This is a genomic window from Salirhabdus sp. Marseille-P4669 (genome assembly GCF_900240405.1).
In the GTDB taxonomy this organism is placed as follows: domain Bacteria; phylum Bacillota; class Bacilli; order Bacillales; family Alkalibacillaceae; genus OEQK01.
Genome location: NZ_OEQK01000012.1, coordinates 1 through 19,217, shown reverse-complemented (window position 1 = coordinate 19,217; position 19,217 = coordinate 1). Strand labels below are relative to the sequence as shown.

Below are 19,217 nucleotides of genomic sequence, written 5' to 3'. Positions count from 1 at the left end.
TAGTGCGAGAAAGGGGTAAACAGCGCCCCTAATCAAGAAATAGGATATAACTGTTTGCCCCTTTCAAACTTAGGGAGGAAACCATAATATGTGTGGTATTGTAGGTTATATCGGAACAGAAGATACGAAAGAAATTTTATTAAGAGGTCTCGAAAAATTAGAATATCGTGGTTACGATTCTGCAGGAATTTCTGTATTAAATGAAGATGGAGTGCATTTATTTAAAGTAAAAGGTAGAATTGCTGCCTTACGCGATGCTGTTGATGAAAAAGTGTCATCTACAATGGGAATCGGTCATACTCGCTGGGCAACACATGGTGCTCCAAGCGTAGATAATGCGCACCCGCATCAAAGTGCTTCTGGCCGTTTTACACTAGTGCATAACGGGGTAATTGAAAACTATACACAATTACGCGATGAATATTTAAAAGATGTAGAACTTAAGAGTGAAACAGATACAGAGGTAATTGTTCAATTAGTGGAAAAACTATATGAGCAACAAGGCGATGTGACAGAGGCATTCCGTACAACAGTAAGTCTTTTACATGGTTCCTATGCAATAGCTTTAATAGATGAACAGAACGCTGAGAAAATTTACGTTGCGAAAAACAAAAGCCCGCTATTAGTTGGTTTAGGTGATAACGGATTTAACGTTGTATCTAGTGATGCTATGGCAATGATCCAAGTTACCGACCGTTTTGTGGAATTAATGGATCAAGAGGTTGTTATTGTTCAACGTGACGGTGTTCAAATTCAAAAATTAGATGGAACAGTTGTAGAAAGAGATTCTTATGTTGCAGAATTAGATGCGAGTGATATTGAAAAAGGAACATATCCACACTTTATGCTTAAAGAAATTGATGAGCAGCCTTTCGTAATTCGTAAAATTGTTCAAGAATACAAAAATGAACATGATAATATTAAATTAGATGCGGACATTCGAAAAGCAATGCAGAAGACAGATCGTGTTTATATTATTGCTGCAGGAACTAGCTACCATGCTGGTTTAGTTGGGAAGCAATTGATTGAAAAGCTTGCGAAAGTACCTGTAGAAGTACATGTGGCTAGTGAGTTTTCATACAACATGCCATTACTATCTGAAAAACCACTGTTTATCTTCATTTCACAAAGTGGTGAGACTGCAGATAGCCGTTCTGTACTCGTTCAAATTAAAGAAATGGGTCACCCTGCTTTGACTATTACGAATGTACCAGGATCTACCCTTTCTCGTGAAGCAGATTATACGTTACATTTACATGCTGGACCTGAAATTGCAGTTGCTTCTACAAAGGCATATACAGCTCAAATTGCTGTCCTTGCGATCCTAGCTGTAGATACGGCAAAAGCAAAAGGATTCGATCTTGATTTTGATCCACTACAAGAGCTAGCGATTGTTGCTTCTTCTATGGAATCCCTTTGTGATCAAAAAGAAGAAATGGAAGACATTGCACGTAACTATTTAGCAACAACTAGAAACTGCTTCTATCTAGGACGTGGAGTGGATTACTTTGTTGCCCAAGAAGGCGCATTAAAGCTTAAAGAAATTTCATATATTCAAGCAGAAGGCTTTGCTGGTGGGGAATTGAAGCATGGTACAATTGCTTTGATTGAAGAGAATACACCAGTAATCGCACTTGCTACTCAAGAGAGTGTAAATTACTCGATCCGTGCTAATGTACAGGAAGTGGTTGCCCGTGGTGCAAACGCATGTATTATTAGTATGGAAGGTCTCGATCAAGAGAATGACACATTTGTCGTTCCAAAGGTTCATGAATTGTTATCACCACTTGTATCTGTTATCCCGTTACAATTAATCGCATACTATGCAGCATTGCATCGTGAGTGTGATGTGGATAAACCACGTAATTTGGCTAAGAGTGTTACAGTGGAGTAAGTAATACAAAAAAAGACTGGATCAATATCTCCATATAAAATTAAGGTTCCTTATGTCTCCATATAAAATTAAGGTTCCTTATATAAAATAAGCGTTCCTTAAATAAAATTAATGTTCCTAATCCGAAGGTTTTTCCGGTACTTTTCCCGGCAGACCTTCGGTTTTTTTATACAAAATTCGGTGGAGATTCAATAGTAATCCAATCCCATTTTCCAATTTAAATTCAATCCGAATCCAATCGTTTTTTCAATTCCGTATTCCTCCAATCCCTTGTCCAGTAAGGTTCCTAGCCTCTTTCGGTTAGTTTCCCACACAGTATTGAATCAGCATCCTTTCCAGTGTTTTTCCTCACTCCTTAGAATCAGAAAGTCCTCATTCATCTACTCCGTATTCTTCTATTCTGAAACGTAATTTTTTTATCAAAATCATTGTAAAATCGGTACAATTTCATCCGAAAATCGGCAAAAAGGCGGGAACGTAATTTTTCTATAACAGAAAATGGGAAGAGATGAAAAAGGGGCGTGAGCCCTTGGTGGAGAAGGAGTTGAGGGGAGTGAGGAGGGGAAGGAGCGTGGGAACGTTAATTATTCGATCGGGACATAGTAGATGGATGAGGGTTAATATATACAGCGTCTTTTTAGGACAAGTATTTCAAATTAAGGTGGTAAAAGTTAGCGGGGGAAGTATGGATATAACGTTACTTGGACAATTACTTTATCATACTGAGAGTGAACATATCTCCCTGCTAAATTCTCTTTCCCCACGCTAAAAAATCGGTACCTAAAGCTGCAGACATAATTTGGACTAATTCTTGAATAAAATTTCTAAATAGAGATGGTTAAGTCTTTGCTGCCCAAATACTTACAAGAACTTTGTGGAAGAATATGATTAAAGTAAAGGGTTAGCTCAAAAAGAATAATTCATCAAAAAATAATTATAATATGATGGATATATTATTGTTTTTTAAAAAACGAGGTGTTCCTCTTGGTAATGCTATTTATAGTGACAGTTATTTTAGTGCTTTTAGTTGCTCTAAAAATGCCCAGAAAAAGAACTAGGCACGAGTTACTAGCTACAATACAGTTTGCTTTGTTAATGAATTTTGTAACTGATATGTATCTTGATTTAAGGTACAAACTCTACTGGTATTTTGATAAAGAACAAATAGAATGGTTGTACTTAATAGTAGCCCTAGGTGAGGTTGCTGTACTGCTTATTATTTTTAATTATTTTCCCCTGAGATCTAATACCATTAAGAAATTTTTATATATTTTGGGATGGACCTGCATTCTTGTATTACTTGAATTGTATGCAGTTTATATTAGAGTTTTACATTATGGTGAATGGAAAATAATCTATTCTGCAGGGGTTTACTTTATTTCAATGTGCATCCTTTATTTTGTGTTAGACTACACGGCGGATAAAAGAGAAACTTAGTAATAAAGTCAAAATTACATCTTTAATTAACAAAAACATAAAAGTTCACATTGTAGACGCTTGGAATCCATCCAAGAGTTTAATAATAATCAATATAGTTATATTAAACAGCGATCATTTCTCTAGCTTTGAGTCAACTTCATATTTTTTGTCTTAGTGGATAAAAAAAAATATAAACCGATCTGTTCTATATCTGAGTTCTAATAAAGTTAATAGGTAACTGATGTAGTTTGTGATAAAATTTTTTGTCAGTTAAACTCGAAAAGGTTGTGGATACATGAAATTATTTAATAAATCATTTCTTACCAGTGATTTGGAACGAAAGGATAACATTACTTATTTACCACCAAGTGAAACGATTCTGGATAATATAACAAATGGTTTTTTTATAATAGACCGTAATTGGAAGATTATATATACAAACAAAGAGATGGAGGGGTTCGTAAATAAAGAGAGAAAAGAACTTACTGGACAAAATATATGGAAGGTACTCCCGCAGGCAGTGGGAACTAAATTTTACAACTTTTACCATAAAGCTATGGAAGAAAGAGTTACAGTTACGTTCGAAGATTATTATGAACCAACAAAAGAATGGCTAGAGGTAAGAGTTATTCCAACTGATGAAGGAATAATTGGATATGCAATTAATATTACAGAACGAAAATTGTATGAACAAACAATTGAGCATTTGGCATTTCACGACCAATTAACAGATCTTCCAAATCGGATTTTATTAGAGAAAAAATTAAATGAATTAATTGAGAAATCAAAAGGAAAAAAGCAATCATTCGCTCTAATTTACATGGATATAGATAGGTTTAAAAATATAAATGATACCCTAGGTCACACATAATTGGTGAAAAACTTATTTTACAGTTTGCTGAACGATTGGTTGGAATCATTAGTAATCAGGGTTTCATAGCAAGAATTGGTGGGGATGAATTTGCAGTTATATTAAACAATATAATTGAAAAAGAACAAATTTATACTTTTTCTGAAAAAATGATCACAAAAGTAAAAGAAGAACCCTTTATTGTCGATGATTATGAATTATTTGTAACTGTAAGTTTAGGAATTAGTGTATTTCCTCAACATGGTGAAGATTGCAAAACCTTAATGAAGAATTCTGATATAGCAGTTAATCATGCTAAAGATATGGGGAAAAGTAAGGCAGAAGAATATAATTCAATCATGGATATTTATAGTTACAAAAGATTGTCGTTAGAAAATGATCTACGAAAAGCCATTAATGAGAACAAGTTAGAATTACATTACCAACCAAAAGTAAAAGTGAGTACAGGTGAAATAATAGGTGCTGAAGCATTAATTCGATGGAATCATCCAGATTGGGGAATGATAACACCTGCTGATATAATACCCATTGCGGAAGAAACAGGATTGATTCACTCCCTTTCAAATTGGGTTGCAAGAAAAGTGTGTCTAGTTCTAAATTCTTGGCAAAATGAAGGCTTGAATCTAATACCTATTTCAATCAATATATCTGCTGATCGATTTATCTCTGCTGATTTTGTTCCGAACATAACGAGGCTATTAGAGGATAATAAATTAGATGGAAAATGGTTGGAAATTGAAATAACCGAAACTTCAATTTTAGCTAACCAGAGTCTTGTTGAGAAAACCATTAATGAGCTTAATTATTTGAACGTAAGAGTATCTTTGGATGATTTCGGAACAGGTTATTCCTCTTTGTCCTATCTAACGAGATATAAGATACATGTGTTAAAAATAGACAAATCATTTATTCAAGATGTATCCGTTAATAGTTCTAATTCAACTGTTGTAAAGTCTATTATTCAATTAGCTCACGGGTTAGGATTGAGTGTAGTAGCTGAAGGTGTTGAGACTCCTGAACAACTACAGTTTTTAAAACAGCAAGAATGTGATGAAATTCAAGGCTATATTTTCAGTAAACCAGTTCCTGTCTCGGATTTACTAAAAATGTTAAGAAATAGAGTATTAAAGCCAAATGTCGAAAAACAAAGTTTCTACGAAAATAAACGAAATTATTTCAGAGTAGAGCTATATTTCCCAATGAGTTCACAAATGACGATCATAAAGTTTAAAGATAAGGAAATTCAATTAGGGCGTACCGAGATTTTAGTTGAAGATATCGGACTTGGTGGACTTCGGTTCTTATCCCATCTCCTTCTCTCTGTTAATCATGATATTATTTATGAGTTTGAAGTAGAGATTCTTGGTGAAGTATTTAATTTAAAAGGACGAATTGTTTGGAAGGAAGAAAATGAGGAAGGCATATTTCGTTATGGGGTAGAATTTCTTATATCTGAATCGGAACGGGAAGTTCTAGCGAAAATATTAAATAATCTTTCGTTGCAAATTAGGAAAAATCCTCTTGTTCCAAATTGTAGGCTAGTTCAATCAAATAAATATAGTTATATCAAAAATCAAATAAAAAATAATAACACAACTTCATAGTATCTCAGTAAAGATGAGAAAATAAGTAAACATAACACTCAGTCCAAGCCCAATGCAATAATCAAATGAGCCTGAATGAAATAAAAAATCTAAAAGAAATTGTGGAGATTCAGTTACCTTATTAAACTAATAGGGGCTTCAATGGAAAAAGGGATGAGAATTGGGCTGCAATTTTATATCTTTATTCTTCCCCACGCTAAAAAGTCGGTACCTACTGCTAAATAGTTGGTATCCAGAGCGGGAAGACCAGCGGGTAAACAAATATGTATTCAATCTTGATTCTATCGTAAAATCAATCAAAATTCAGGGGCGGGTCCAGAGGACTTCGTCCCTTTTCTTTTCTAAAAGGCAAAGTAAAGGGAAAACAGCGGAAGTGGTGAGAATTGAGAATTCCTCCGCTGTAGTGTAAATTTGTACATTTTAATTTTCACTTTTAGTAGAGTCGTCTTTTTTACGAGATGCTAAACCTATGACCCCGCCAACTATAATAAATACAATGTTTAAAATGATTTCATATCCTTGAAAGGCATCAACATAATTAACTAAAAACCAGCTTTTACCTCCATTTGTTAGATGATTAATTAGCCCTCCTACTCCTTGGATAAGGAATAGTAAACTAAGTCCACTAATAATTTCTTTCATGATGAACACCTCATTAAAATTTTTTTAATTTAATATGCCTCTAAGACCGATGTTGAAAAAAACTGCACCTACTACTCCTATCGCTACTAAGAGTGAAGAAATTGGAGCTTCATTTAATTTTGACCTGATTTTATTTAGAAATTGATGTAGTTTGTCTTTAAGCACAATATTAACTCCTAAAAGCAGTAGTGAAGGAAGCACCATTACAAGATTGTACCCAGTTATAATTAAGATAGAAGGAGTAGGCTCTATTGCTAGGTGATCCATTAATAAAATTGAATAAAAGTAAGGCAATGCAGTTACAAATTCAATTAGAAAAACAATGCTTCCTAATATGATCATCCCTTTGATAGTTGTGTTTGTGGGTATAATTGAAATTAAACGTTTTTTTGTAGTATCTTTTGGTTTACTGAAGCTAATTAGAACAAGAACCATTCCAAAAAGGATATAAAACCAATTGATAAAGTCAATTTCAGATAATTGTTCGATTCTCGTCAATAGTGATTCTCCACCAAAGTATAGTAATAAACCCATTACAAAGTAGCCTAATTGCGTAATAGATAGAAAAACAAGCAAGCGAGAAGATAATTGATTAGGTTGTGTCAATAATAAATAGGCTGTTACAGCGAGTACACCAGGACTAAATATGTCAACTAAGGCACAAATGGAAATAATTATTAAGGCTGTTGATATGTCTATTAATGAAGATGGCATCATTGCTTCAATCGTTTCTATCAATTAAATAGTACCTCCTTTTTAATATGTGGTATTATTATAATACAATGTGCTAAAAAGATAATAACACACCGTGTTAAATAAGGGAAGTGGTTTTAATAATGCCAAAGATTGTTAATCATGAGCAAAAGAGGAAGTCGATCGCAGAAGCTGCATGGAATATTATTAAGCAAGAAGGGTTTGAGAAAGCATCAATACGCAGAGTTGCAACTGAAGCAGGGATGTCCTCTGGTGCGTTAAGACATTATTTTTCAACACAGGATGAAATGTTATTATTTATCATGAATTATTACCTGGAAGAAGGAAAAAAACGTTCTCAAAGTAAAAATTGGTCAGAAAACCCATTGCAAGCAGTTGAGGAAGTTCTATTAGAGCTTGTGCCAATTGACGATAAAAAGAAAATTGAAACGAGTGTTTGGTGGATCTTTGCACTTCGCTCACTTACAAGTGATACATTAAAAGAAAAAAAAGATGAAATGACTAACGGAACGTATGAATTAGCGAGTTCTATGATTCAGATGTTAGTTTTACAAGGGCTTTTACCAGAGTCAATTAATGTAGAATTAGAAACAAGTAGGCTATCAGCATTGATTGAAGGTTTGTCAATTCATGCTCTATTAAGACCAGATGTGTACTCCTCAGAAAAGGTTAAGGAAGTAATCCGTTATCATTTAGAAACACTTTGCAAAGTATGTAATTAGAAAGTTAATAAAATGAGTGCTCAATCAAATTGGGGGTGATTATGATTGAAAATAAAAAACTGAATCAATTTACATTGGTAGATGTTATTGAAAGGAAAATACATTTCACAAATACAAATACTATATTCGAGTAACGAGGGCTTTTGCGGAATAAAGGTGGGATCAATACCATGCTTCTTATTTCTCTATTCTTTTTTCTACTATATATAGCTGTCTTATTCCTCTTCCCCATGTTAAAAAGTCGGTACCCACTGCCACATAGTTGGTATCCAAACGGCAAAGCAAGCGGAAAGAGCAGCGGGCAGATCTTTATGTAATCAATCGTTATTCAATCGGTTTTTTCAATAAAAAATCAATCAAAATTCGGGGCTGGATTCAAAATGATCCAGTCCTTTTTCTTTTGCTCAATATCCCTCAATCCCTTGTCCAATAAGGGTTCCAAACATCCTTTCTCAATTTCTCTTGTGTCTATTCTGTTGTTTTCCACACTGTATAAACCCGTAGGGTTTCAGTTCTTTTTCGTGCATTTCTCAACGTGTTTTTTCAATCTTTTCTCCTGATTCTTCTCTCCATTCTGGTACGAACTTAATAACATTGTCCGAATATTCGATACAACCCAGAACGGAAAAAAGAGGGCGAAAATGGGGGTTTTGGGCAAGAACAAAATAACATAATGGAATGAAGAAAAAGGGCGAGATAAGAGGGGGGGCTCAGAACCACAAGGGTTTGAGGGGAGTGTGGGGACGAAACCGACATTTTAGCAGTTGAATAACACGGAATTGAAAAAGATTCCAAGATTTTGTCGTCTATACAGTGTGAGGAGGGTTTAGTATGTTTTAGTGATAAGAATTTTCTATTACTCGCACAGATGAGGAACTATCTGTAGTATGTCTTTCCGAATGTTTACCGAATAATGAACAATTTAGGGAAGTTGATAATGATTGGAAGTGTATAAAAGTAGAGGGTGTTTTAGACTTTAGTTTAACTGGAATATTATCCTCATTAGCAAATACATTAGCAGAAAATAAAATTAGTATTTTTGCTATTTCAACTTACAATACGGATTACATACTTGTTAAAAGTCATTTAGTAGAGAAGGCGAGAGTTGTATTAGAAAGTAAAGGTCACTCTTTTAGCGATATTTAAAAGAGTTTATTACAAGTTGATTGATGGATGTTTAACGTACTTATTTGGGGCAATTAACTTGGATATGTGGGTTAATAACGGATTTTCAGTTTCTACAAATAAAGATTACTTGGATTTATCATTAATACATAACTTCTTGAGTAAAGAAGCATACTGGTCAAAGGGTATACCGATTCAAACAGTAAAAAAAGCAATTGAAAATTCACCTTTATATCAGCAGTAAATTTCTTCAACGAAGGCGACGTTAAAAGTTGCTTTGGTTGTGTTTATTGTATGTTTTGCTTATTAATTCCTCTTTTTATTGACTTCACAAAATATATATAGTATTTTTTAATTAACCAGTGGTTAGATAAATGGAGGATCATACAAATGGCTGCCAGAAAAGCTGTAGAAAAAGAGTTAACCCGTGAAATGATTATGGATGCAGCTCGTGATTTATTTGTAAAAAAGGGATATCAACACGTATCGATGCGACAAATTGCCAAGCAGTTAAATTACAGCCATGGTGCGATTTATTATCATTTTAAAAACAAGGCAGAGTTATTTTATGCTTTAGTTGAGCTTCATTTTGACATGCTTGACAAAAAGCTGGAGGAACTTGTTAAGAAGGAAATACCAGATATCGTGAAGCTAAGGCAAATATTTCTAGGATTTATTGAATTTGGCTTAACTCATCAAAGTCATTATGAAATTATGTTTTTGCTTAAAGATGAGGAAATACGTAATTTTATTAATGACAGTCCAAATAAGTCATACCAAAGTTTTGCGAACTATGTTGCTATGTTTAGTGAACAAAAACTTACGGTTCAGCAGGTTTGGTCGATATTTTTGTCCCTGCACGGGTTTGTCACACACTATTTGCGGCATGTACCACATTTCTCAGATGTAAAAAGTATGGCCGAAGTACATGTCGACCTACTACTGAAAATAACAAAGAAGTAAAGTGTTTAAGCTATTCGTCTAGCTGAAGCACTTTCTATTTTACTACTATTTGAACACTGGTTAATTAATAATAGGAAGGATGATAATGATGGAGAAAGCCCTAGTATTAGGAGCATCTGGTGGAATGGGATCTTCAATCGTTAAGGAACTAGTAAAACGAAAGGTTAAGGTAATGGCATTTGCTCGCTCTAAAGAAAAGCTAAATACCATGTTCGGAGAAGAGCATAATGTGTTGATACACCCTGGGGATGCATTTTATCTAGAAGATTTAGAGATTGCTGCACGTGATGTTGACGTAATTTTTCATGCGATAAACTTACCTTATGGTGATTGGGCGGAAAAACTACCGAGGATCACGAAAAATATCATTGCAACTGCCAAAAAATACACGTTAAAACTTGCGATTGTAGACAATATTTATGCTTATGGAAAAAGCATAGGTAAGGAAATGGATGAAACAACTCCCAAAAATCCGAACACTAAAAAAGGAAAAATTCGCTTGGAAATGGAGGAGTTAATCAAAAATTCCGGTGTGCCGTATATTATGGTCCATTTTCCTGATTTTTATGGTCCGTATGCTGAAAATGCCCAGTTGAACTATATGTTAAGGCAGATTGCAAAGAATAAAAAAGCTGGGTTTATTGGCAGTCAAGCAATTCCTAGAGAACATATTTATACACCCGATGGGGCGAAGGCGATAGTTGAGCTTGCCCTTCATGAAGGTGCTGTAAACCAAAGCTGGAATGTGCCAGCATATGATGTAATCAACGGCGAAGAAATAATAAAAATCGTTCGAGGAATAACTGGATACGAGAAGTCTGTTTTCACTGTGTCCAAACATATGATTCGGTTTTTAGGTCTGTTTAATAAACAAATGAGAGAATTTGCGGAAATGCAATATTTAAACGAGGATCCTGTCGTATTGAGTGGGGAGAAATACGAACAGCTTATCGGCCCAGTACCAAGAACACCATATGATGAGGGAATAAGGGAGACGCTTAAAGTATATAAGCAAATGAACAATGGAACCCTTAAAATATTACGTCGTAAAAAGTAACGTCAAATTTTGAGAACAACCTAAGAAATAGTTTTAAGAGAGTTAGATTCATCAACTGCACTTCTCCACTATGGCTTACACCGTTCATGAAACAATCTTACCTATTAGAATAAAAGATAAATAGTGTGGTAGATCATAATATAAGGATTAGAAGTCCAAAGTGAAATGGGAATGCCTTCTAAGTCCTTATTTTTTATTTATCAAATAATTATTTAATTTGACACAAATACTATATGGGGGTATAGTATAAGTATAAAAAATAAGGAAGTGATTCAGTTGGGTAAATTCTTACATGATCACCCGAGCACACCAAGAACGAATGATGAAAAGCAAAAGGTTATCAACCGTTTAAAACGAATAGAAGGCCAGGTTCGAGGTATCCAGAAGATGGTGGAAGACGACCGGTATTGTGTCGATATTTTAGTTCAAATCAGTGCGATTCAATCTGCATTAAAAAACGTAGGTTTTGCGATCACAGAACGACACATCAACCATTGTGTAAGTGATGCAATTCGTCAAGGCGAAGGCAAAGAAACGATTGAGGAATTAATGGAAGTTCTAAAACAATTCTCCAAGTAAGGAGGGAGTACTATGAGTGACACAAATCACGCAACTCTTGGAATAACCGGCATGACCTGTGCTGCTTGTTCCAATCGTATTGAAAAAACGTTAAATAAAATGGACGGTGTAAAGGCACAAGTTAATTTAACAACGGAAAAAGCAACAATTGATTACGATCCAGAAAAAAATTCTATTGAAGCCATTACAAAGAAAATTGAACATGTCGGATATGGGGTTTTGATGGAAAAAACAGAATTAGATGTCTTTGGAATGACTTGTGCTGCCTGTTCAACCCGAATAGAAAAGGTGCTTAATAAGCAGGATGGGGTAAGATCTGCATCTGTAAATTTAACAACAGAAACGGCATCTATCGAATATAATCCTGCCATAGTCGATCCGAATGGATTAATTGAGAAAATCAAAAACGTAGGTTACGACGCGAAATTAAAAGCGGAAGCAGAAGAAAAGCAAACACACAAAGAAAAAGAGCTAATGAACAAAAAAAGAAAGTTAATCATCTCAGCTTTGTTATCTGCACCTCTATTGATAACGATGTTGGTTCATTTATTTAATATGAATATTCCAGATGTATTCGTGAATCCATGGTTCCAATTTGCATTAGCGACACCTGTTCAATTTATCATCGGAGGACAATTTTATGTTGGTGCCTATAAAAATCTTCGCAATGGTGGAGCGAACATGGATGTACTTGTTGCATTAGGTACAAGTGCTGCATATTTTTATAGTTTATACGAAGCAATGAAGACAATCGGCAATCCGGATTATATGCCGCACTTATACTTTGAAACAAGTGCTGTATTAATTACGTTGATTTTATTTGGTAAATATTTAGAAGCAAGAGCAAAGAGCCAGACGACGAATGCGCTATCGGAATTACTTAATTTACAAGCAAAAGAAGCGCGTGTCATTAGGGATGGGAAAGAAGTGATGATTCCAGTGGAGCAAGTACTCGTTGGAGATCGCTTAGTTGTTAAACCTGGAGAAAAAATACCTGTAGATGGTATTGTTGTGAAAGGCCGAACTTCTATCGATGAATCCATGCTTACGGGAGAGTCCATTCCTATTGAAAAGGCCCCAGGTGCAAAGGTAATTGGAGCTACCATTAATAAAAATGGTTCTATTGAAATGGAAGCAACCAAAGTTGGGAAGGATACCGCCCTTGCATCGATTATTAAAGTAGTAGAAGAAGCTCAAGGATCAAAAGCACCTATTCAGCGTTTAGCAGATGTTATTTCAGGGTATTTCGTTCCCATTGTTATCGGTATTGCACTTATCACTTTTGTCATCTGGATCGCTTTTGTGGAACCGGGTCAATTTGAACCTGCCTTAGTTGCAGCAATTGCTGTGCTAGTGATTGCTTGTCCGTGTGCATTAGGACTTGCAACACCAACTTCTATTATGGTAGGTACAGGAAGGGCTGCGGAAAGTGGAATCCTATTTAAAGGTGGCGAACACTTAGAAGGAACACATCAATTAGAAGCCATTGTATTAGATAAGACGGGAACCATCACAAAAGGAAAACCGGAAGTAACGGACTTTTCTGGAGACGAAGAAACATTACAGCTGTTAGCTAGTGCGGAAAAGGGATCAGAGCATCCACTTGCAGGAGCTATAGTAGCATATGCAATAGAAAAGAATTTAGATTTTCTCCATGTAGATGCGTTCCATGCTATACCTGGTCATGGAATTGAAGCGAGAATTGCTGGTAAACACGTTCTCGTTGGTAATCGAAAATTAATGAATGATCATCACGTTGATATAAAAGGTAATGAGGATAAATTAGTTGAATTTGAAACCGATGGCAAAACCGCAATGTTAATTGCCATAGATGGAAAGTACCGCGGAAATGTTGCGGTTGCGGATACGATTAAGGAAACGGCAAAAGAAGCCATTCACCAATTAGCAGAACTCGGAATGGAAGTGATTATGCTAACAGGTGATAACGAAAGAACCGCACGCGCAATTGCAAAACAAGTAGGTATTGAAAGCGTAATTGCTGGGGTTTTACCTGAACAAAAGGCTGACAAGATTAAAGAAATTCAAAATAAAGGTAAAAAAGTAGCAATGGTCGGGGATGGAGTGAACGATGCACCTGCATTAGTTACGGCGGATATTGGGATTGCCATTGGAACTGGAACAGAGGTAGCGATAGAAGCGGCGGATGTAACGATTCTAGGTGGAGAGCTATTGCTCATCCCGAAAGCAATCCGAATTAGTCATGCAACGATTCGAAATATCCGTCAAAATCTTTTTTGGGCTTTTGGCTACAATACAGCAGGAATTCCAGTTGCTGCAGTTGGTTTACTTGCACCGTGGATTGCTGGTGCAGCAATGGCATTAAGCTCCGTAAGTGTTGTAACCAACTCCCTGCGCTTAAAACGAGTGAAATTATAGAAGTATCCATTAAAAGGAGGTGAAGAGATCATGGAAAAAACGCTACATGTGCAAGGTATGTCTTGTGGGCATTGCAAAATGTCTGTTAGTGGTGCGTTGAAGAATTTAGATGGCGTATCCAAGGCGGAGGTTCATTTAGAGGATGGTACTGTAGACGTGACTTTTGATGAAGCAAAAGTCAACGTGGATGCCATGAAAGAAGCGATTGAAGACCAAGGCTATGATGTGGAAGCGTAATATAAAAAAAGAACGCTGATTTCCTATTGGAAAATCAGCGTTCTTTTTTTGTGTATCAAGGAGTTTTAAAAGTTGTCTAGGAGACTAATCAATTTTTTTAAAAAAAGAAAGCGAATACATAAAAATTTACAAAATTATAATATAGATTATTTTCTGAAAAATGTTGCTTTTTAAAATTTTCCATGTTATATTTCTTTCATTAACAATTTCGACAAGATTGTCGAAATTTGTAACATTATATTATGGATTCTTTAACATAATCCTTATAGAGACGATACTTTAGCAATCATTATTCTAACTTTATGTTGAAATCATTACAAAATGGAGGTCTTTAGCATGTCATCGAAGGGTTCAGTCAATGTTGTTGCAGTAGGTTTTATGTTATTTGCTTTATTTTTTGGAGCGGGAAATTTAATCTTTCCTCCTTTATTAGGACAAGCAGCAGGGGAAAATATTTTTTCTGCCAATCTAGGATTCATTATTACAGGTGTCGGCTTACCCGTGCTAGGGGTTTTAGCTTTAGCTTTTTCTGGAAAAAGTGATTTGCAGTCGTTAGCAAGTCGAGTTACACCAATCTATGGACTGTTATTTACCGTAGCGCTTTATTTAACAATCGGACCACTCTTTGCAATACCAAGAACAAATACAGTTGCATATGAAATTGGAATCGTTCCATTTTTAAATAATTCATCAAGCGCTTGGCCATTATTCGTTTTTACTATTGTTTTCTTTGGAATTACCCTCTATTTTTCCTTACAGGCAAAGAGACTTGTTGATATTATCGGGAAAGTATTAACACCAATCTTATTAGTAGTTATCGGTTTGTTAATCATTGCTTCGATCATTAACCCAATTGGTAGTATTCAACCGGCTACAGAAGGCTATATGACAGATAGCTTTTTCAAAGGGTTTCAAGAGGGCTATCTAACAATGGATGCTCTAGCAGCATTTGTGTTTGGGATTATTATTATCAATATTATTAAGGATCGTGGAGCAACTTCTAAAAAAGAAATAATGGGTACGGCTTTAAAGGTTGCTTTAGTTGCAGCGGTTCTATTGGCAATCATTTACTCGTCTCTTGCTTATATGGGGGCATTTAGTGTTGAAGGATTAGGCTATTTAAATAATGGTGGAGCTATTTTATCAGCAGCATCTGAGTTTTACTTTGGATCATATGGAAAAATGATCCTAGCGGTAATTGTTGTCGCAGCATGTTTAACAACTAGTATTGGGTTAATTACATCCTGCGCTTCTTATTTCAATAAAATCGTTCCATCTGTTTCGTATAAAGCATGGGCAACTGTTTTCACATTATTTAGTGCGGTTATATCGAACTTTGGTTTATCTTCTATTATTGAGTTTTCAGTACCAGTATTATCTGCACTTTATCCGTTAGCAATGTGTTTAATGCTATTAACGTTTCTACATCCGCTTTTCCAAGGAAGAAAAGAAGTGTATCAAGTAAGTGTTCTATTCACGTTTATCGTAGCTCTGTTCGATGGCTTGAATGCTGCGGGTATTAAAGTGGAAGCAGTAAATGAATTTTTCACTTCTGCTCTACCACTTTATGACGTAGGATTAGGGTGGTTTGTCCCGGCTATTTTAGGAGGCGTCATTGGTTTTATATTAAGCCTATTGAAGAAAGAAAGCTTAAATCCAACGACAGTGAAGTAAATAAAATTATTGGTATAGATGAAGGCGGCCGTTAGCGGTTGCCTTCTTTAATGTTTGTCTGCTGTAAATTTTCTAATGTTGGTAATGTTTTGAATATGGCATAAAGTATAGAAATTTTTTGTGAAAACATATAAGATTACCCATGTGCATCTTATGCACTACATAACAAATATAATAATAGGAGTCTTATATATGAAAAAGCTTTTTAATTATAAAAGTATAAAAACGAAGATATTAGTGGGATTTTCCGCATTAATTGTTCTTACTATACTGTTAAGTGCCTATAACTATTATTCTATCTATAAAATAGATGGTGCGATGAAGGATTTAATTTCGGAGGAACTCGAACTACTAACAACGGATAAAAACCTAGCTCAAAATATGGCGCAAAGAACAAGTCTATTACGAGGCTATATGTTGTATGGGGATGAATCCTATCGCGAACAGTTTGAAGCGGAAACAGAAAGTAGTATCTCTTTAGAAAATAAAGCTTTAGAGCTAAGTAAGTCAGAAAAACTAAACGAACTTATTGAGAAAAAGATTCAATGGGGTACTTTTACGGACGAGATTTTTGCAGAAATCGATAAAGGAAATATGGCGAAAGCAGAATCTATTTTAAAGAATGAAGTACAACAGTTAGAAGTGGATTTAGTCTCCGGATTTAACGAGTTAGCAAGTGAACGTGAAGTAACTATGAAGGAACTAGGACTTCAAGTAGTAGAAAATGGCGAAAGCATGCAATTTTATAGTGTTATTATTACAGCTTTAGTTGCGGTATTAGGAATTGCAATCGCCATTATCACGTCAAACTTTATTGCCAATCCAATACGTACGGTTATGGGTAGAATGAAGCGTATTTCCACAGGAGATTTAAGTGGGGAGCGTTTTGACACGATTCAAAAGGATGAATCTGGTCAATTAATGCATGCAACAAACGAGATGGTAGATCATATTCGTAACCTTTTAATCGAAATCAATAAGGAATCCAACAATGTAACTGCACATAGTGAGGAGCTAAACCAGTCTGCAAACGAAGTGAAGGTTGGAACAGAGCAAATCACCATTACAATGGAAGAATTGGCTTCAGGCTCCGAGTCTCAAGCAAACCAAACAGGTGAATTGTCATCTGTGATGGCTGGTTACACGGAAAAAGTGGAAGAGGCTAATGTATTTGGAGAACAAATTCAAGAACAGTCAAACGAAGTTATTACGTTAACAAACGACGGTACAGAATTAATGAACGCATCGATGACACAAATGAAACGCATCGACGATGTTTTCCAAAATGCTGTACAAAAGGTAAAAACGCTTGATGAACAATCGCAACAAATTTCAAAACTGGTATACGTTATTCGAGACATCTCTGATCAAACGAACTTATTAGCTCTAAATGCAGCGATTGAAGCAGCAAGAGCTGGAGAGCATGGTAAAGGCTTTGCAGTTGTAGCGGATGAAGTGCGCAAGCTGGCAGAACAGGTTGGACATTCTGTTGAAGACATAACAAAAATTGTGACAAACATTCAAAATGAGTTTGATTTAGTTACGGAAAATCTAGAAAGTGGTTATCAAGATGTTGAAAAGGGAACGAATCAAATTGAGATGACCGGTGAGAAGTTCCATAACATTCGTGCTTCTGTTAATGAGATGGTAACGAGTATTAACACGATTACGACAAACCTATCAGAAATTACAGCAAATACACAACAGATGAGTAGCTCTGTTCAAGAAATAGCAGCTATATCAGAAGAATCTGCTGCAGGTATTGAACAGACTTCTGCTTCTGCGCAACAAACAAGTAGCTCCATAGATGAGGTTGCAAGCAGTGCGGATGATTTAGCTAAATTAGCGGAAAACTTAACATCCTTAGTACAACGATTTACATTATAAATGTTGGAGACCAGACGAAACATACTTGTTTCTCTGGTCTTTTTTCATTCTATAGGTACTAGATTGCTCGGAATGAGCCGTTGTGGAGTGAGTAAAATCTTTAACGAATCTTGAGCTTTCGATTAAGTCGAACATTGACAATGGTGTAGATGTATTATACAATTATTTCGAATTAGAGATAATTGAATTGAAGTGATTTGTTCATAGTGATGATTGCAATACTAAATAGAAGATTAGAATATGCGAGCTTATCGAAAATAACATGAAGGAGCAAACAAAATGAAAAAAACTGCTGGAATTCATCATATAACTGCTATTGTTGGTCATCCACAGGAAAATGTAGATTTTTATGCTGGATTATTAGGCTTACGACTTGTGAAAAAGACGATTAATTTTGATGATCCAGGAACCTACCATTTATATTTTGGAAATGATGAAGGAAATCCCGGAACCATCATAACCTTTTTTCCATGGATTAACGCGTATAAAGGAAGAATTGGGGATGGGCAAGTGGGTGTAACCTCTTATGTTGTTCCTGTCGGTGCGTTATCTTTCTGGGAAAGCAGATTGAAGAAGTTTAACATTGAATATAACGTTACTAATCGATTTGGAGAAACGTATCTGTCTTTTACTGACCCACATGGTCTACAATTAGAAATTGTTGAAAGAAAAGAAGGCGCTAAGAGTAGCTGGGAGATTGGCGACATCACAAAAGAGGTAGCCATTAAAGGGTTTGGTGGCGCACTATTGTTATCAAGTAGATCTGATAAAACAACAGAGCTGCTAGAGTATATGGGGCTTGAAAAAGTTGGCGAAGAAGATGATTTGATTCGTTATAAGTCTTATGGAGATATTGGGAATGTGATTGATGTAAAAAGAACAGCTACCGGTAAAGGGAGAATGGGAGTTGGGACCGTTCACCACATTGCATGGAGGGCTGAAGACGATGCAGACCAATTGGATTGGAAACAATATATTGAAAATGCGGGACTCGGTGTAACACCAGTTCAAGATCGAAATTACTTCAATGCTATCTATTTTAGAGAGTATGGCGATATATTGTTTGAAATTGCAACAGACCCACCAGGCTTTGCTCATGATGAATCCTATGACACAATGGGTAGTGAACTAAAGCTTCCAGAATGGTACGAAAAGTATCGAGAGCAATTAAATCAATCCCTTTTTCCGATTCAAGTGCGCAATTTAGATAATTAATTGGTAACGAAGAGGATGGGACAAACGTACTTTTTGAAAGGGAAACCCGTACTTTGAATAGCGGAGAAATATCGCTCCAGAAATACACTTGACGGTGCGGAAAAAGTTGTGTAAATAGGTTTCAAAACAATCCTCCTTGGCAAGAATTAGGATAAATAATTTTTGCCAAGGAGGTTTTTCGACATGAAATTACCGAGGGAATTAATCAGAGAAATGG

Annotated in this window: 17 protein-coding genes; 15 read left to right on the top strand and 2 right to left on the bottom strand. The window is 35.6% G+C overall.

The annotated features are described in order from the left end of the window. Positions 1–88 precede the first annotated feature (88 nt). The 4 genes from glmS to C1A05_RS17365 all read left to right on the top strand — a co-directional run bounded on the left by glmS (position 89) and on the right by C1A05_RS17365 (position 5,788). Positions 89–1,894 carry a glutamine--fructose-6-phosphate transaminase (isomerizing) gene (gene glmS, locus C1A05_RS17385; protein ID WP_102029506.1) on the top strand — a complete coding sequence of 602 codons (1,806 nt, stop codon included), beginning with the start codon at positions 89–91 and terminating at the stop codon, positions 1,892–1,894. 990 nt (positions 1,895–2,884) lie between these two features. After that, entirely contained in the window at positions 2,885–3,331 is a 447-nt protein-coding gene (locus tag C1A05_RS18560) for a CBO0543 family protein (RefSeq protein WP_102029504.1), read from the top strand. 277 nt (positions 3,332–3,608) lie between these two features. Then, positions 3,609–4,184, top strand: a complete 576-nt coding sequence (locus C1A05_RS17370; protein WP_102029503.1) for a diguanylate cyclase domain-containing protein — start codon at positions 3,609–3,611, stop codon at positions 4,182–4,184. Positions 4,185–4,219: 35 nt separating this feature from the next. Next, positions 4,220–5,788, top strand: a complete 1,569-nt coding sequence (locus C1A05_RS17365) for an EAL domain-containing protein (RefSeq protein WP_102029502.1) — start codon at positions 4,220–4,222, stop codon at positions 5,786–5,788. A gap of 420 nt (positions 5,789–6,208) precedes the next feature. Here C1A05_RS17365 and C1A05_RS17360 read toward each other — a convergent pair whose 3' ends face one another. After that, the gene (locus C1A05_RS17360; RefSeq protein ID WP_102029501.1) at positions 6,209–6,430 is read right to left on the bottom strand and encodes a hypothetical protein; all 222 of its coding nucleotides are present in this window, start codon (positions 6,428–6,430) and stop codon (positions 6,209–6,211) included. A gap of 24 nt (positions 6,431–6,454) precedes the next feature. Continuing rightward, entirely contained in the window at positions 6,455–7,168 is a 714-nt protein-coding gene (locus tag C1A05_RS17355) for a GAP family protein (protein ID WP_102029500.1), read from the bottom strand. A 98-nt stretch (positions 7,169–7,266) separates the two neighbouring features. On the opposite strand from C1A05_RS17355, the gene C1A05_RS17350 reads away from it, so the two are divergent. The 11 genes from C1A05_RS17350 to C1A05_RS17300 all read left to right on the top strand — a co-directional run bounded on the left by C1A05_RS17350 (position 7,267) and on the right by C1A05_RS17300 (position 19,000). Further along, complete coding sequence (locus tag C1A05_RS17350; RefSeq protein WP_102029499.1) at positions 7,267–7,866, top strand: TetR/AcrR family transcriptional regulator; 600 nt, start codon at positions 7,267–7,269, stop codon at positions 7,864–7,866. Between the two features lie 855 nt (positions 7,867–8,721). Further along, positions 8,722–9,012 carry an ACT domain-containing protein gene (locus tag C1A05_RS18465; protein WP_102029513.1) on the top strand — a complete coding sequence of 97 codons (291 nt, stop codon included), beginning with the start codon at positions 8,722–8,724 and terminating at the stop codon, positions 9,010–9,012. A 58-nt stretch (positions 9,013–9,070) separates the two neighbouring features. Beyond that, a complete protein-coding gene (locus C1A05_RS17340) occupies positions 9,071–9,235 on the top strand; it encodes a hypothetical protein (protein ID WP_234998619.1) in 165 nt (54 codons plus the stop codon). 146 nt (positions 9,236–9,381) lie between these two features. Beyond that, positions 9,382–9,954: a TetR/AcrR family transcriptional regulator gene (locus C1A05_RS17335; protein WP_102029498.1), complete on the top strand. Its 573-nt coding sequence runs from the start codon at positions 9,382–9,384 to the stop codon at positions 9,952–9,954. A gap of 85 nt (positions 9,955–10,039) precedes the next feature. Continuing rightward, positions 10,040–11,011 (top strand): NAD(P)H-binding protein, encoded by a 972-nt coding sequence (locus C1A05_RS17330; protein ID WP_306373283.1) that lies wholly within the window; start codon positions 10,040–10,042, stop codon positions 11,009–11,011. Positions 11,012–11,287: 276 nt separating this feature from the next. Continuing rightward, positions 11,288–11,590: a metal-sensing transcriptional repressor gene (locus tag C1A05_RS17325; protein ID WP_102029497.1), complete on the top strand. Its 303-nt coding sequence runs from the start codon at positions 11,288–11,290 to the stop codon at positions 11,588–11,590. A 12-nt stretch (positions 11,591–11,602) separates the two neighbouring features. Further along, positions 11,603–13,987 (top strand): heavy metal translocating P-type ATPase, encoded by a 2,385-nt coding sequence (locus C1A05_RS17320; protein ID WP_102029496.1) that lies wholly within the window; start codon positions 11,603–11,605, stop codon positions 13,985–13,987. Positions 13,988–14,017: 30 nt separating this feature from the next. Further along, positions 14,018–14,224, top strand: coding sequence for a copper chaperone CopZ (gene copZ / locus C1A05_RS17315; RefSeq protein ID WP_102029495.1), 207 nt, complete (start codon positions 14,018–14,020; stop codon positions 14,222–14,224). Between the two features lie 336 nt (positions 14,225–14,560). Then, positions 14,561–15,898 carry a branched-chain amino acid transport system II carrier protein gene (gene brnQ / locus C1A05_RS17310; RefSeq protein ID WP_102029494.1) on the top strand — a complete coding sequence of 446 codons (1,338 nt, stop codon included), beginning with the start codon at positions 14,561–14,563 and terminating at the stop codon, positions 15,896–15,898. 192 nt (positions 15,899–16,090) lie between these two features. Beyond that, a complete protein-coding gene (locus tag C1A05_RS17305; RefSeq protein WP_102029493.1) occupies positions 16,091–17,785 on the top strand; it encodes a methyl-accepting chemotaxis protein in 1,695 nt (564 codons plus the stop codon). Between the two features lie 279 nt (positions 17,786–18,064). Further along, the gene (locus tag C1A05_RS17300) at positions 18,065–19,000 is read left to right on the top strand and encodes a ring-cleaving dioxygenase (protein WP_102029492.1); all 936 of its coding nucleotides are present in this window, start codon (positions 18,065–18,067) and stop codon (positions 18,998–19,000) included. Positions 19,001–19,217 lie beyond the last annotated feature (217 nt).

Coding starts and splice junctions, on each gene's coding strand:
- glmS (WP_102029506.1), top strand. CDS start 89: ATGTGTGGTATTGTAGGTTATATCGGAACAGAAGATACGAAAGAAATT.
- C1A05_RS18560 (WP_102029504.1), top strand. CDS start 2,885: ATGCTATTTATAGTGACAGTTATTTTAGTGCTTTTAGTTGCTCTAAAA.
- C1A05_RS17370 (WP_102029503.1), top strand. CDS start 3,609: ATGAAATTATTTAATAAATCATTTCTTACCAGTGATTTGGAACGAAAG.
- C1A05_RS17360 (WP_102029501.1), bottom strand. CDS start 6,430: ATGAAAGAAATTATTAGTGGACTTAGTTTACTATTCCTTATCCAAGGA.
- C1A05_RS17350 (WP_102029499.1), top strand. CDS start 7,267: ATGCCAAAGATTGTTAATCATGAGCAAAAGAGGAAGTCGATCGCAGAA.
- C1A05_RS17335 (WP_102029498.1), top strand. CDS start 9,382: ATGGCTGCCAGAAAAGCTGTAGAAAAAGAGTTAACCCGTGAAATGATT.
- C1A05_RS17330 (WP_306373283.1), top strand. CDS start 10,040: ATGATGGAGAAAGCCCTAGTATTAGGAGCATCTGGTGGAATGGGATCT.
- C1A05_RS17320 (WP_102029496.1), top strand. CDS start 11,603: ATGAGTGACACAAATCACGCAACTCTTGGAATAACCGGCATGACCTGT.
- copZ (WP_102029495.1), top strand. CDS start 14,018: ATGGAAAAAACGCTACATGTGCAAGGTATGTCTTGTGGGCATTGCAAA.
- brnQ (WP_102029494.1), top strand. CDS start 14,561: ATGTCATCGAAGGGTTCAGTCAATGTTGTTGCAGTAGGTTTTATGTTA.
- C1A05_RS17305 (WP_102029493.1), top strand. CDS start 16,091: ATGAAAAAGCTTTTTAATTATAAAAGTATAAAAACGAAGATATTAGTG.
- C1A05_RS17300 (WP_102029492.1), top strand. CDS start 18,065: ATGAAAAAAACTGCTGGAATTCATCATATAACTGCTATTGTTGGTCAT.